The 13,392-nt window shown below is 68.7% G+C and carries 12 protein-coding genes; 5 read left to right on the top strand and 7 right to left on the bottom strand.

The window, feature by feature from the left end; translation table 11 throughout:
* The first annotated feature begins 111 nt into the window (after positions 1–111).
* Positions 112–879: a GntR family transcriptional regulator gene (locus B141_RS0100220; protein WP_020573147.1), complete on the top strand. Its 768-nt coding sequence runs from the start codon at positions 112–114 to the stop codon at positions 877–879.
* A 115-nt stretch (positions 880–994) separates the two neighbouring features.
* Positions 995–1,681: an excalibur calcium-binding domain-containing protein gene (locus tag B141_RS45160; RefSeq protein ID WP_026256759.1), complete on the top strand. Its 687-nt coding sequence runs from the start codon at positions 995–997 to the stop codon at positions 1,679–1,681.
* 13 nt (positions 1,682–1,694) lie between these two features.
* On the opposite strand, the gene B141_RS0100210 is transcribed toward B141_RS45160, so the two are convergent.
* Positions 1,695–2,873, bottom strand: coding sequence for a C45 family autoproteolytic acyltransferase/hydrolase (locus tag B141_RS0100210; RefSeq protein WP_020573146.1), 1,179 nt, complete (start codon positions 2,871–2,873; stop codon positions 1,695–1,697).
* 12 nt (positions 2,874–2,885) lie between these two features.
* Positions 2,886–3,494 carry a GNAT family N-acetyltransferase gene (locus B141_RS0100205; RefSeq protein WP_063828549.1) on the bottom strand — a complete coding sequence of 203 codons (609 nt, stop codon included), beginning with the start codon at positions 3,492–3,494 and terminating at the stop codon, positions 2,886–2,888.
* Positions 3,495–3,618: 124 nt separating this feature from the next.
* Between B141_RS0100205 and B141_RS0100200 the strand changes: the two genes are divergently transcribed.
* Positions 3,619–4,512, top strand: a complete 894-nt coding sequence (locus B141_RS0100200; RefSeq protein WP_020573144.1) for a GntR family transcriptional regulator — start codon at positions 3,619–3,621, stop codon at positions 4,510–4,512.
* A 322-nt stretch (positions 4,513–4,834) separates the two neighbouring features.
* On the opposite strand, the gene B141_RS0100195 is transcribed toward B141_RS0100200, so the two are convergent.
* The 3 genes from B141_RS0100195 to B141_RS0100185 all read right to left on the bottom strand — a co-directional run bounded on the left by B141_RS0100195 (position 4,835) and on the right by B141_RS0100185 (position 8,255).
* Positions 4,835–5,866 carry a DNA polymerase IV gene (locus B141_RS0100195; protein WP_020573143.1) on the bottom strand — a complete coding sequence of 344 codons (1,032 nt, stop codon included), beginning with the start codon at positions 5,864–5,866 and terminating at the stop codon, positions 4,835–4,837.
* 90 nt (positions 5,867–5,956) lie between these two features.
* Complete coding sequence (locus B141_RS38200) at positions 5,957–7,240, bottom strand: Bcr/CflA family multidrug efflux MFS transporter (protein WP_020573142.1); 1,284 nt, start codon at positions 7,238–7,240, stop codon at positions 5,957–5,959.
* Between the two features lie 268 nt (positions 7,241–7,508).
* The gene (locus tag B141_RS0100185) at positions 7,509–8,255 is read right to left on the bottom strand and encodes a DUF429 domain-containing protein (protein ID WP_020573141.1); all 747 of its coding nucleotides are present in this window, start codon (positions 8,253–8,255) and stop codon (positions 7,509–7,511) included.
* 103 nt (positions 8,256–8,358) lie between these two features.
* On the opposite strand from B141_RS0100185, the gene B141_RS0100180 reads away from it, so the two are divergent.
* On the top strand, positions 8,359–8,913 hold the full coding sequence (locus B141_RS0100180; RefSeq protein ID WP_020573140.1) for a Uma2 family endonuclease: 555 nt from the start codon (positions 8,359–8,361) through the stop codon (positions 8,911–8,913).
* 27 nt (positions 8,914–8,940) lie between these two features.
* Here B141_RS0100180 and B141_RS0100175 read toward each other — a convergent pair whose 3' ends face one another.
* Positions 8,941–9,615 carry an SDR family oxidoreductase gene (locus tag B141_RS0100175; RefSeq protein WP_020573139.1) on the bottom strand — a complete coding sequence of 225 codons (675 nt, stop codon included), beginning with the start codon at positions 9,613–9,615 and terminating at the stop codon, positions 8,941–8,943.
* 171 nt (positions 9,616–9,786) lie between these two features.
* Between B141_RS0100175 and B141_RS0100170 the strand changes: the two genes are divergently transcribed.
* Positions 9,787–10,248 (top strand): DUF6319 family protein, encoded by a 462-nt coding sequence (locus B141_RS0100170; RefSeq protein WP_020573138.1) that lies wholly within the window; start codon positions 9,787–9,789, stop codon positions 10,246–10,248.
* 172 nt (positions 10,249–10,420) lie between these two features.
* Here the strand turns inward: B141_RS0100170 and B141_RS0100165 are convergent, their stop codons facing one another.
* Entirely contained in the window at positions 10,421–13,282 is a 2,862-nt protein-coding gene (locus B141_RS0100165; protein WP_020573137.1) for a vitamin B12-dependent ribonucleotide reductase, read from the bottom strand.
* Positions 13,283–13,392: the final 110 nt, after the last annotated feature.

Raw genomic sequence — 13,392 nt, 5'->3', positions numbered from 1 at the left:
ATCCTCGGACGCGTTCGCCGCGTCCGAGATCACCCTCAAGGATCACACATCGTGGCGCATATGGGGCACCTGCGCACGTACGCCACCCCTTCGGGGCGTCGATACTGAACCATGCCTCGTACGCGCCACGAGATCGACCTGAGCATCCTGACGACCACCTCGCTCACCGCCGACCAACCCAAGGGTCACCAGCTACGACGGATCCTCGAGGAGTTGGCCGAGCGCAGCGGGCCGGGTGCCCTGATGCCGTCCGAGCGGGTGCTCGCCGACCATTTCGGGGTGTCGCGTACGACGGTCCGCCAGGAGATCGAACGCATGGTAGCCGACGGCGTGCTGTTCCGCCGGCACGGTCACGGCACCGTCGTCGCCGAACCCCGCCCGGCCCGCGCCGACCTGCTCACGTCGTTCAGCCGGGACATGCGGGCGCGCGGGCTGGTTCCCGGGTCGCGGGTCCTGTCGGCCACGGTGGAGCCGGCGACCTCGCGGGTCGCCAGCCGGCTCGAGATCGAGGTCGGCTCCCCCGTCCTGCATCTTGTCCGACTGCGGACCGCCGACGAGGCTCCGATGGCACTCGAACGCGCGGACGTCTCTCTCCAGCGCTTCCCCGGGCTGGCCCGGCTGCGGTGGAGCCGGCGCTCGCTGTTCGACACGCTGGACGAACGCTGGGGGGTCCGGCCTGCCACCAGCGGCGCGCGCGTCCTCGCGGTCGTCGCCGACGCGCACGACGCGGAGCTACTCGAGATCGATCCTGGACAACCATGCCTGCTGATCGAGGCCGTGACCCGGGACCAGGCCGGCGTCGTGCTGGAGTCTGAGCGCTCGCTGTATCGGGGTGACCGCTACGAGTTGCTGGCGCGTGCGCGGCGTACCAACCCCTGACCGGCGAGTTCCATCGCAGAAATGCGTGGCCGTGGTTTCCAGCATGTGGGTACGTGACTGCGGATCACGAGCGCTGGCCCTAAGATCACCTCCGGCCTCATCCGTGGAGATCGCTATGCCCGCTCGATTCAACCCGCCGCCCAACTGGCCGGAGCCGCCCGCGGGCTGGACGCCACCCTCCAACTGGGAGCCCGACCCTTCCTGGGGGCCGCCGCCGTACGGCTGGACGCTGTGGATCGATGACGCTCCGTCGAAGGCGCCGATCGTGCGTCGGCGCCTCGCCGTTGGGCTCGGCTTCGTCGCGGGCATCAGCGCCATCCTGATCTACGTCAACGCCTTCTCCGCGCCGCCCGACGAGATGACGATCGTCACTTCTGACCCGGACGTCTCGACCGTCCCCGGGACTTCGCGGCCCGGGCCGAAGTCCGGTGCTGGCTCCTCCGACTCGGTGCCCCAGCAGGATCCGGCGCCGTACACCGCGTCCCCATCGCCGACCCCGACCACGTCCAGCGGCTCCTCCGACGCCTCCGGGGCGCCGCGCCCGCGGCCACCCGCCCGGTCAACCACGCCGTCATCGACGCCCGACAACGGCGACCACACGCGCGACCGCGGCGACGGCCGCGATCGTGACCGTGACCGCGAGTACCCCCGGCCGAGGTGGCCCCGGGAGGGCGACCTCGACCCGAGGTATCGCACCTGCGCCCAGGTCCGAGCCCACGGATACGGGCCCTACTACATCGGCAAGGACCCGGAATACTTCTGGTATCCCGACCGCAATCGCGACGGGGTCGTCTGCGACTGATCCGTTTACGCCATCAACCGACCCTGTGTCGCTGCACGACCGGGCTGAACGTGACCTCCGGGCTGTAGACCAGATCCCCGTCGGGCGCGTCGCCGAGATAGAAGTGCGCCGCCATCGTCAGCTCGTCCAGGTCAAAGACCGTGCGCCACAACGTACGCACCGGAAGCGCGTCTGCCTTCCGTGCGTCGAACCGCACCTCGTCGAGTACCTCACGCAGCCGGGCCGCCGACATCGGTCCGTCCTTGACCTGCTCCCGCAGGTGCTCGTGCCGCTGGTAGGTCAACATGGTCTCCGCGTTGTCTCGCGGCGGATTCGCCGGGTCGATCGGCCGATGCAACGGATGGTTCGTCACGCACAAGGCCTCACCGTCAGCCTCGATGATGTGGTCCACTCCCCCGTTGCTGTGCTCCCAGACAAACGCCCGCCCGGTCCGGTCCGCGATCAGATAGTGCAGAGGGATTCCGAGGTCATACTGCTTGGCGCCGAGCAACGCCTGCTTTGCCTGCTCGACGTTCTCGCAGGTGTCGAGGACGAACCGCGGCAACTGCATGGAGCTCAGCCCGACCTGCGGGCCCGCGTCGACCGGTGACCCGCTTGTCGACTCAGTGTCGGCGAGCAGAAGCACCACCGCGAGGCCGTGTTCGTTGATGCCCTCGGTGCACCCGTCCAGGTCACTCATCGTGATGACCGTCGTGGCGGGACCGTCGTCCGGGCGGCTGGTGATGACGTACGGGCGGGCGGCCATCGGCGTCTCGTGCGCGGGCGGCGTCTCCCCACCCAACAACGCGAACAACTGCCGCCAACCAACGGTGAAGAAGTCGTAGTTGCGGCCAAGCAACGCGCGCCCTTCAACCGTCGCCGACGGTGCGGACCAGGTGGCCGAGCAACCTGAGCCGTCCGGCACTCCCGAGAGGGCGTCGAGGTGCACCAGGTCGTCGCGCAGGTCGACACCCATGGCCTGCGCGGCGCCGGCCATGCGGGCGTAATGCTGCGGCCAGTTGCGTTCGAACCAGGCGCGCCGGGCGCGGCTCACCACCGGGTCGGCGGGCACGGGGCGCCACCCGTAACGGCTCCTGGCCTCCTCGGCGAGCCTTCGGCCGATCGCGGCCTGGCTGCCGCTGACTGTCAGGTGGTCGACGGTCATGAACGCACCCGGGCCACCGGCCACCGTTTCGCGATGCATTGTCGTCATGGGCGTTTCTCCTTACCGGGTTGATGTTGCGCTGCGCCACATCGGCCAGAGGAGCGGGCCGTCCGGCAGCTGGACTGGGGTGCCGAGGTCCTCGAAACCGTGCTGGAGGTAGAGGTCGCGGCTGCGGGCCGAACTGGCCTCGAGGTACGCCGGCAGGTTCTCGGCGTCGGGTTGAGCGAGGCGATGGCGGAGCAGCGCCGACCCCAGGCCGCTGCCCCGCCGGTCCGGGCGTACGCCGATGCAGGCGAGGTAGAGGTGCTGCTCGGCATGCGAGTGCCGCTCGGCGAGGAGGCCACCCAGGTGCCGCAGGCGTTCGGCATGCGGCCCGAACACCGCGAGCGGGTCGGGTCCGGCGTCGCCGCCGGGTGGATCACCGAACGGCACCTGGCCGGCGGACAGCTCCAACCAGACCGCGACGCCGTCTCCCGCAGTAGTCAGGTACGCCTCGGCAGTCGGCTGGGCGAGCAGCCCGGCGTAGTAGGCCGGCTGCAGGCGCCGGCGCTCGACGGGATCGGGGAACAACCAGGCGACGACCGGATCGTCCTGGAAGGCCGCAGCGAGCAGGTCCAGCACGACCGAGCGCTCCGGACCGCGCCCTTCGTCGTACATCGTTATCGACATGCGTACACCGTATTTGCGTTAGTACATTGCGAGCAAGAACCTAACGATCTAAGGCGGGTTATCTCCGGGATAACCCTGACGGCGTACTAGTACGTGGCGCTAATGAGCTAGTACACTTTGCCGCATGTCAGCTCCGTACCTTCGCATCGCCGCCGAGCTCCGCGACCGGATCGCCGCTGGCGAGCTACGACCAGGTGACCGCGTTCCCTCGATCCGGCGGATCGCCGAGGACCACGGCGTGGCGATGGCCACCGCCACCCGGGCGATGGCGAGCCTGCGCGACGAGGGCCTGGTCGAGGCGAGAGTGGGCGCGGGCACCGTGGTCAGCGCCCGTGCGGGACACCGGACCGTACGCTCACGGGCGGCCGTCCAGCCGACGCTCGGCCGCGACCAGGTGCTCACTGCCGCGATCGCGATCGCGGACGCCGAGGGCCTGGACGCGGTGTCGATGCGCCGGGTCGCCGCCGAGCTCGGTGCCGGACCGATGACGCTCTACCGGTACGTCGACGGCAAGGACGACCTGGTGAGGCAGATGGCGGACGAGGTGTTCGGCCGACGCCCGTTACCCGAGCCGGGGCCTGACGGCTGGCGGGCCAAGCTGGAGCTGGTTTCGCGGGTGCAGTGGGAGCTGTGTCAACAGCATCTGTGGCTGCCCCGGGTAATCTCTTTCACCCGGCCGCTGATGATGCCGAACGCCGCGGCACACACCGGGTGGACGCTGCGCGCTCTGGATGGTCTCGGACTGCCGCCTGAGACCATGATGCAGGAGGCAATCACGCTGGCGGCGTACGTCATGACCGTGGCGATGACGAAGGCCGCCGAAGTGGAGGCTCGTGCGGAGAGCGGGCTTTCGTTCGACCGGTGGTGGCTGTCCCAGGAACGCCAGACCGCCGAGCTGGTCGAGCGATTCCCTGTACTGGAACGCCTCTCGGCCGAGGTCGCGATCGATCTGGACGGGCTGTTCGAGTACGGCCTGGCACGCCACCTCGACGGTTTCGCCCTCCTCGTCGAAGGCTAGGCAGACATCCGGTCCACCGCGCAACGAGTGGTTGACAACCCCGCGACATCCGCGAAGATCCGTATCAGGCCCGAGCAGTACGAAGGCCGTAAAGCGATAGGTGGAGGGTCCCGTTGACGAACCTCGGGTTTCGTGAATTGACCGCCAGCCATTTCTTGACGGAGCCAGCTTTGAGTTGGGTCCTGAAACTGTAGACCGAAGGGCCGCGCGGTCTACAGTTTCAGGACCCAACTCGACAAGAGGGAGAGGAGTGGAAAGTCTTCCAGGTCAGGACACGGAAAGTCTCCACTCCCCTTGGAGAGTTCGACATCGGCACGGCCCTTTAGTGCGTTTCGAAGTCTGCGCGGACGCCGAGCAGACGCACCGCGCGGCCGGGTTCGAACTTCTCCAGTGCCGCCAGTGCGCCGGCCTCGATCGCCGCGGCCTCACTGGTGGGTTCGGCCAAACCTACACTCCGCGTGTACGTCTGGAACGGCGCCAACCGCACCTTGACAGCGACCCGCACAGCCGGACGCCCCTCCGCCACGACGTCGTCAGCCACCCGGCGGGCCAGGGCCACGATCTCCTCGCGGACGAGCGCCCAGTCCGTGAGGTTGTGCTGGAACGTCGTCTCCCGGCTGCGCGACTTCGAGACGTACGGCGTACCCACGATCGGTGAGCGATCCTCACCACGCGCGATCCGCCGAAACCACGGACCCATGGTCGGCCCGAGCCGATCGGCGAGGACGTACGGATCGGCCGCGGCCAACTCCGCCACCGTGCGCACGTCGAGCTCAGCCAGTTTGCGGGCGGTCTTGCTGCCGATCCCCCACAAGGCGTCGGTCGGGCGATCCGCCATGACCTGCCACCAGTTGGCCTCGGTGAGCCGGAAGACGCCGGCCGGTTTGGCGAATCCCGTCGCCAGTTTGGCTCGGAGTTTGTTGTCGCCAATGCCCACTGACGACGCCAACCGCGTGCGTTCCTGCACCGCCTGTCGGACGTCGTTCGCCAGCGTCTCCGGGTCATCCGTGTGGACCTCGAGGAACGCCTCATCCCAGCCCATGACCTCGACGACCGCCGGGAACTCCCGCAGCGTCTCCATCACCCGCTCAGAGACGGCTTCGTACGCCGGAGCATCTGATGGCAGGAAGACGGCCTGGGGACAGCGCCGGGCCGCCGTCCGCAACGGCATTCCGGACTGGACACCGAACTCCCGCGCCTCGTAGGAGGCGGTCGCCACCACACCCCGCTGGGTGGGGTCACCCGAGCCACCAACAACCACCGGCAGGCCGCGCAACTCCGGTCGCCGGAGCACCTCGACCGCCGCGATGAACTGGTCGAGGTCAACATGGAGAACCCACCGTGGCGCATCCACGCCTGCCAGTCTGCCCCACCGCCTACCCCAACGCGTGGCCCCCGACGTTTCGGGCGGCGGGACAGCCAACAATCGGCCCACCCGGCCGGCTCAGTGGAGCATCGCCTCCTCGGCGACCCGCTCGCGTTCCGGCTGCTGGCTCTGCTCCGGCAGGGTGCCGCGCGCCATCCGCCGCTCCCCCGGAGTCAGCACCAGAGCGATGACGAGCATGCCGAGCGCGCCCGCACCGATCACGCCGGCCATGGGTACGGCCGTACCCACGCCCATCGACCCGATGAACGGACCGGCGAAGGCTCCGACCACGAACTGCGTCATCCCCACCAGAGCCGCGGCCGTTCCCGCCGACTCGGGGTGGCGGTTGAGGGCGAGCGCGCCGGAGTTCGGCAGCACGAGCCCGAGGCTCGCCACCACGACGAAGAGCGGCACGGACAGGCCGACCAGGCCGAAGGCACCCGTGATGGTGGTGAACACGAGGGCGAGCGCGCCGGCCACCGTGACGGGCACGGCTCGCCGCAGGATCTTGAACGACGGCATCCGCAGCACCAGCCGGGCGTTCAGCTGGCTCGCGGCGACCAGACCGATCGAGTTGATCCCGAACAGCAGGCCGAACGCCTGCGGCGAGACGTTGTGGACCTCCTGGTAGGCGAACGGCGAGCCGGACACATAACCGAAGATCGCCAGGAATCCCAGCGCGGACACCGCGGCGTAGCCGACGTAACGCCGGTCCGCGACGATCCGGCGGTATGTCCGGAACGTCGCGGCCACGCCGCCGCGGCGCCGGCGTTCCTCAGGGAGCGTCTCCTTCACGAACGCCGCGACGACACCGGTCATGATCACGCCGAAGACAGCGAGCACCCAGAAAACGCCACGCCATCCGGTCAGCCGCAGCAGCTGTCCGCCCAGTGTCGGTGCGAGCACCGGGGCGACACCCATCACGAGCATCAGGCGGCTCAGGATCCGCGCGACCATGGGGCCGTCCACCAGGTCACGGACCAGTGCCTGGGCGAGCACCGCGCCCGCCGAGCCCGCGAACCCCTGGAGGAAGCGGCCGATCGTGAGCGCCTCGATGCTCGGCGCCAGCGCACACAGCACGGACGCGACGGCGTACCCCGCCATGCCGACGAGCAGCGGACGGCGCCGCCCGATCGCGTCTGAGAGGGGGCCGACCACGGCCTGACCGATCGCGAGGCCGACCAGGCAGGCGGTCAGGGTGAGCTGCACCATCGGCTCCGTGGTGTGGAGCGAACGCGTCAGCTCAGGGAAGGCGGGCAGGTAGAGGTCGATCGACATCGGTCCGATCGCGGTGATCGAGCCGAGGAGTAGGACGAGTAAGGGCAGCCGGGACACGCCGGCGGAACCGGCCGAGGTGCGCACAGTGGTCTCCGAAGCGTTGGTTGGTGCGGGGTGGTACGGGGTACGTCCGAGCGGATGCGCCGGCACCGGTGAGGGTGCATCAGCGCGCGGGCACAGTGAACCGACGGAACGCGGTGATCATGGGGGAAGGATCCGACGGGCGACGTTGCCCGATGCCTTCAGCTTTCATCGATACCCGGTCCATTCCAGCTCGTCGAAGTGAGCCACCTCACAGATGCCGCCGGCCACGCTCAGACCGGTTCTCGGCGCGGAAGAATTCACGTCTGGTTTACAGATCGGCACGCGGTGAAGGCGCCGCGAGCCGGCCGAGCGCATCGGGCTCGGGCAGGTGGATCCACCCCTCGACACGGGCCTGATCACCAAGCTCGGCAGGCGGTGGCGTGGTGAGCCCGAGTGCGGCGGACCGGGCGGCGAGGCTCGCGATCAGTGCGTCGAAGGCGTGCTCGTGCACGGCGTACACCGCCGACGCCTCCTCCCCCATGCGCAACCACGGCGCCGCCGCCTCAAGATCGGGCAGCGAACGAACGGCACCAAGCCCCCACCGCCGGCGAGTAGCGGCCGGATAGACCTCGATGAATGCCCCCGCCCCAGCGCGGTCGATGACGATGCCCGCCTCTGCCAGCGCGTCTGCGAGGTATGCCCAACGAGCCGTCACCGCACCCAACCGGTCGAACGACACGGACAGGGGGTTCCGTCCCGTTTCGCGCCGAACCCAGCGGTCTGTCTCCCGAAACCACAGGGTTCGCCGGTGTTCCTCGCTCGGGAGCTCACGGCCCGGCCAGGGTGCTCCGCCCGCATGCGCGCGGACCGCCTCCATGAACGCCACCGGCCACCCGAACGGGCAGTCCACGCCCACCCGATCTCCGGGCTCCAGTCCCGAGAAGAGAGCCAGCAGTTGGTCGTCGGTGCATCGAAGGTGGGGCGGGTCGACGTACGCCACACCCCCGCGCCAGAGCACCGTCGAGAGCGCGGTCGTTTTCGGACTCGCCGCAAGGTCCACACCGATCGTGCGCACACTCCCATGGTCGCCGTCAGGCTCGTTATCCACCTGTGGACAACCAAGGTCGCCCCGGCCCGAAACCGGTCATGCTTGGCGGCCATGAGCAAAAGGAGGCACGATGAGTTCCGTGACCACGCTGCCGTACGGCCGGCCGCTCACCCGAGCAGACCTCGAGACGATGCCCGATGACGGGCACCGTTACGAGCTCATCGACGGGGTGCTGATCGTGAGTCCCGCGCCCCGCCCTGTCCACCAACGTGTTGTGGCCAATCTGCTGGTCGCTCTTCGAGCGGCCCGTCCGGGTCCCGAGTTCGAGGTTCTCACCTCGCCGCTGGACGTCGTCCTCGCCGACGACACCGTGCTCCAGCCCGACGTTCTGGTCGCTCGCGCAGCCGATTTCACCGATCGAGACCTTTCGGCCGCACCACTGCTCGCGGTCGAGGTGCTGTCCGCCAGTACCCGCCGGGTCGACCAGCTCCTCAAGCCGTCCCGGCTCGAGGCGGCCGGCTGCCCGGCGTACTGGACCGTCGATCCCGACGTCCCCGCCCTGTGGGTGCGGGAGCTTCGCGACGGCTGTTACGCCGACATCGCGTACGTCGAGGGCAAGGAGACCTTCCACGCCACCACACCATTCCCTGTCGCGATCGCCCCAGCCGAGCTGCTCGCTCCGTGACCGGATGGTGCGGGTCTGGGACCGCTGTCACCGTCCAGCCGCGACCGCCGCGACGGCCTCCTCGATCGGTGCCGTTCCGTTGATCAGCTCCAGCACCATCCCGGCCGACGCCGGAGCGTCGAGCAGGGCAAGCAGGACGCCCGCCACATCGTCACGCGTCACCTCGCCGCGTTCGACCTGCGGAGCAAGCCGCACCAGGCTGGTTCCGGGAGAGTCAGTGAGGTGGCCTGGCCGCAGGATCGTCCAGTCAAGATCACGGCTGCGCAGGTCGTCCTCGGCCGCGAGCTTCGCTCGTAGGTAGGCGATGAAGACCTCGTCGACGCCCGCAGGCGTGACGTCCCCGCGCACGCTCTCGACGCCCATCGAAGACACCTGGAGATAACGTCGAACGCCGGTCCGCTCGGCGGCCTCGGCGAGGAGGACCGCAGCTCCGCGATCCACCGTGGCCTTACGCGCCGCGCCGCTTCCCGGACCCGCACCGGCCGCGAAGACGGCCGCATCCGATCCTGCGATGGCCTCCGCCACCGCGTCCGCTGTCGCCCGCTCGAGGTCGAGGACGACCGGTGAGACGCCCGCGCCGGCGAGGTCTGGTATCTGATCGGGATTGCGGATGATGCCGAGCACCTCTTCACCGCGGCCGGAGAGGAGCCGACCCAACCGCAGTCCGACCTTGCCATGAGCACCAGCGATCACGACTCGCACAAGCTGTCCTCTCCGCCGTCATCTCTCTCGACCATCCAACATCTTTCAGAGCCTACGGAGACCGCCCGGGCCGCGACACGCCGTCTCACCTCGTCGAACACACGTTCTACCCACTGCTAAAGTGATCGCCGCGCGAGACACCACCACCAGCCAGACATCCAGGAGTGAGAGATGGCGGATGTGACCACCGCACCTGACGAGACCGATGACGCGGCGGCACCGGCACACGACGAGACCGCGGCCAGCGAGCAGGCGAGTTCCGAGACCGGGCAGGACGACCCGAAGTTCGAGTCGTCACCCGCGGACGCCGCGGATGCCCGGCCCAAGCGGGGACGGCCGCGCAAGGCCGCCGCGGCGAAGTCGCAAGGTATCGAGCTGGTCCTCACTGTCACAGGGAATTCGGACGGGACCGACTGGCGGGCCGAGGTCACCCATGGAAGCAAGCGGGTCGTAACGGCACTGGCCGTCCCAGCATCCGCGGTGGCCGCCGCCGCCAAGGACCTTCATCCCGACATCGCCGAGGCCATCGAGACTGTGCTCAGCGCGGCGCGAGAGCAGCAGCGGCTGCGAGTCGAGCAGCTCCAGGCAGAGCTCGAAGCGGCCCAGCGAGCGCTGGCCGACCTGCAGGACTAAGAGGTCGCGCGGATAGGGGCCCTATCCGCGCGACCTCTAAGAGTGTCCTGGGTGGCGCCACCGCGACTTCCCCGCGTGACGTGGCCCAGGAGGATGACGAGGGGCGCCGGCCGCAAGCCGACGCCCCTCGTTTCACCCGCCCAAACCCCGTGGTTTCAGGGCTACCCGCGGCTCAGCTGCAGCCGCTCGTGCTCCCGCAGCCCTCGCAGACGAAGCATGATCCGGCCGGACGCATCTTGGTGCCACACGTGAAGCACAGTGGTGCGTCAGCCGTGGTGCCCTGGATCGCCTCGAGCAGCTCGGTCGAGGTGTGTGCCTGGGTGGTTGCCCGGGTTGCCTCGGCCCCGCTCGGGGTCGACGCCGCGTCCTGGCCAACCTCGCCCTGCTTGAGCGACGACGCGTCGCCGGTGTCGTTCGCCGCCTCCGTCTCGGAGATCGGTTCGTACGAACCGGTCTCGAGCTGGCGCTGCCGCTCCTCCGCGGAGTAGATGCCAAGGGCGGACCGCTTCTCGAACGACAGGTAGTCAAGCGCCAGACGCCGGAAGATGTAGTCCATCATCGACTGCGCCATCCGGACATCCGGGTCGTCGGTCATCCCGGCGGGCTCGAATCGGAGGTTGGTGAACTTCTGGACGAAGGTCTCCAGCGGAACGCCGTACTGCAGGGCGATCGAGATCGCGATCGAGAACGCGTCCATCACGCCGGCCAGCGTCGATCCCTGCTTGCCGAGCTTGAGGAAGACCTCGCCCAGCCCGTCGTCGGGATACGAGCCCGCCGTCATGTACCCCTCGGCACCACCGACGGTGAACGACGTGGTGCGGGACGGCCGTGACTTCGGAAGGCGGCGGCGGTTGGGGCGGTACTCGACGACCACCTCCTTCTCCTGCGCCTTCTCCGCGGATGCCTCGGCCTTCTTGGCCCGGGCGTCGGAGAGCGGCTGGCCGACCTTGCAGTTGTCGCGGTAGATCGCGAGCGCCTTCAGACCGAGCTTCCAGCCCTGGAAGTAGATCTCCTCCACCTCTTCGACGGTCGCCGACTCGGGCATGTTGACCGTCTTGGAGATCGCGCCGGACACGAACGGCTGCACGGCCGCCATCATCTTCACGTGGCCCATGGGCTTGATCGCCCGCTCGCCCATGGCGCAGGCGAAGACCTCGTAGTGCTCCGGCCTGAGTCCGGGGGCGTCCACCACGTGCCCGTGCCCGGAGATGTACTCGACGATCGCCTCGATCTGCTCCTGCTGGTAGCCGAGCCTGGTGAGGGCGCGAGGGACGGTGTTGTTGACGATCTGCAGCGACCCGCCGCCGACCAGCTTCTTGAACTTCACCAGGGCCAGGTCGGGCTCGATCCCGGTCGTGTCGCAGTCCATCGCGAGGCCGATGGTGCCCGTCGGCGCGATCACCGTGGCCTGCGCGTTGCGGAAGCCGTTCTTGTCGCCGACCTTGACCGCGGCGTCCCAGGCGGCGCCGGCCGCCTTGAGGATCGACCGGTCCATGGCGTCGATCGACCGGACCGCGTCGTTGGCCGCGGCGTGCTTACGGATGACCCGCTTGTGCGGCTCGGCGTTGCGGGCGTACCCGTCGTACGCTCCGACGATGCCGGCCAACTCGGCCGACCGCTTGTACGCAGTGCCGGTCATCAGTGAGGAGATCGCCGCCGCGAGCGCGCGGCCGCCCTCGGAGTCGTAGCCGTGGCCGGTGGCCATCAACAACGCACCCAGGTTGGCGTAGCCGATGCCGAGCTGGCGGTACGCCCGGGTGGTGTCGCCGATCGCCTCCGTCGGGAAGTCGGCGAAGCAGATCGAGATGTCCATCGCCGTGATGATGATCTCGACCGCCTTGGCGAAGTTGTCGACGTCGAACTTCCCGTCGTCGGCGAGGAACTTCAGGAGGTTGAGCGAGGCGAGGTTGCAGGAGGAGTTGTCGAGGTGCATGTACTCCGAGCACGGGTTGGATGCCGTGATCCGCCCGGTCTCGGGGCAGGTGTGCCAGTCGTTGATGGTGTCGTCGTACTGAAGACCCGGGTCGGCGCAGGCCCACGCGGCGTCGGCGATCCTACGGAAGAGCGCCTTGGCGTCGACCTTGTCGACCGTCTCGCCCGTCTGCCGGGCCCGGAGGGCGAAGGGCGCGCCATCCTCAACCGCACGCATGAACTCGTCGGAAACCCGCACGGAGTTGTTGGCGTTCTGGTACTGAACCGAGACGATGTCCTTGCCACCAAGGTCCATGTCGAACCCGGCGTCGCGCAGCGACCGGATCTTTTCTTCCTCGCGCGCCTTGGTCTCGATGAACTCCTCCACGTCGGGGTGGTCGACGTCGAGGATCACCATCTTCGCGGCCCGCCGGGTCGCGCCTCCCGACTTGATGGTGCCGGCCGAGGCGTCGGCGCCGCGCATGAACGACACGGGCCCGGAGGCGGTGCCGCCGGACGACAGGAGCTCCCGGCTCGACCGGATGCGGGAGAGGTTGACCCCGGCTCCCGAGCCACCCTTGAAGATCAGGCCCTCTTCTTTGTACCAGTTGAGGATCGAGTCCATGGAGTCGTCGACGGCCAGGATGAAGCAGGCCGAGACCTGCTGTGGGGCCGGCGTACCGACGTTGAACCACACGGGGCTGTTGAAGCTGAAGTACTGCCGCAGCAGCATCCACGCCAGCTCGTGCTCGAAGACCTCGGCGTCAGCGGGGGTGGCGAAGTAGCCGTGCTCCTCGCCGGCCCGGCGGTAGGTCTTGACCACCCGGTCGATGAGCTGCTTGAGGCTCGTCTCACGCTGCGGCGTGCCCACCGCACCGCGGAAGTACTTTGTGGTAACGATCGTCGACGCGTTCACCGACCAGAAGTCAGGGAACTCGACGCCCTTCTGCTCGAAGACGGTCTCGCCGGTCTTCCAGTTCTGCTGTACGACGTCCCGGCGTTCCCAGGTCACCTCGTCGTAGGGGTGCATACCAGGCGTTGTGAAGATCCGGCCGACCTTCAGGCCTTTACTCGAACGCCCCTTCGCGCCCCCGCGAGCGGGACCGCTCACCGTCTCCGTCATGGTGCCTCTCCTTGCTCCCTACTTGTGGGTGGTACTCCGGGCCGGGCACGTCCAGCCAGGGACGTCCCTTCGCCGACCCGGCGCCATGGGTCGTGTGCAGGACCAGTCGC

The organism is Actinopolymorpha alba DSM 45243 (assembly GCF_000373925.1).
GTDB classification, from domain to species: Bacteria; Actinomycetota; Actinomycetes; order Propionibacteriales; family Actinopolymorphaceae; genus Actinopolymorpha; species Actinopolymorpha alba.
This window is presented reverse-complemented; position numbering and strand designations above follow the sequence as displayed.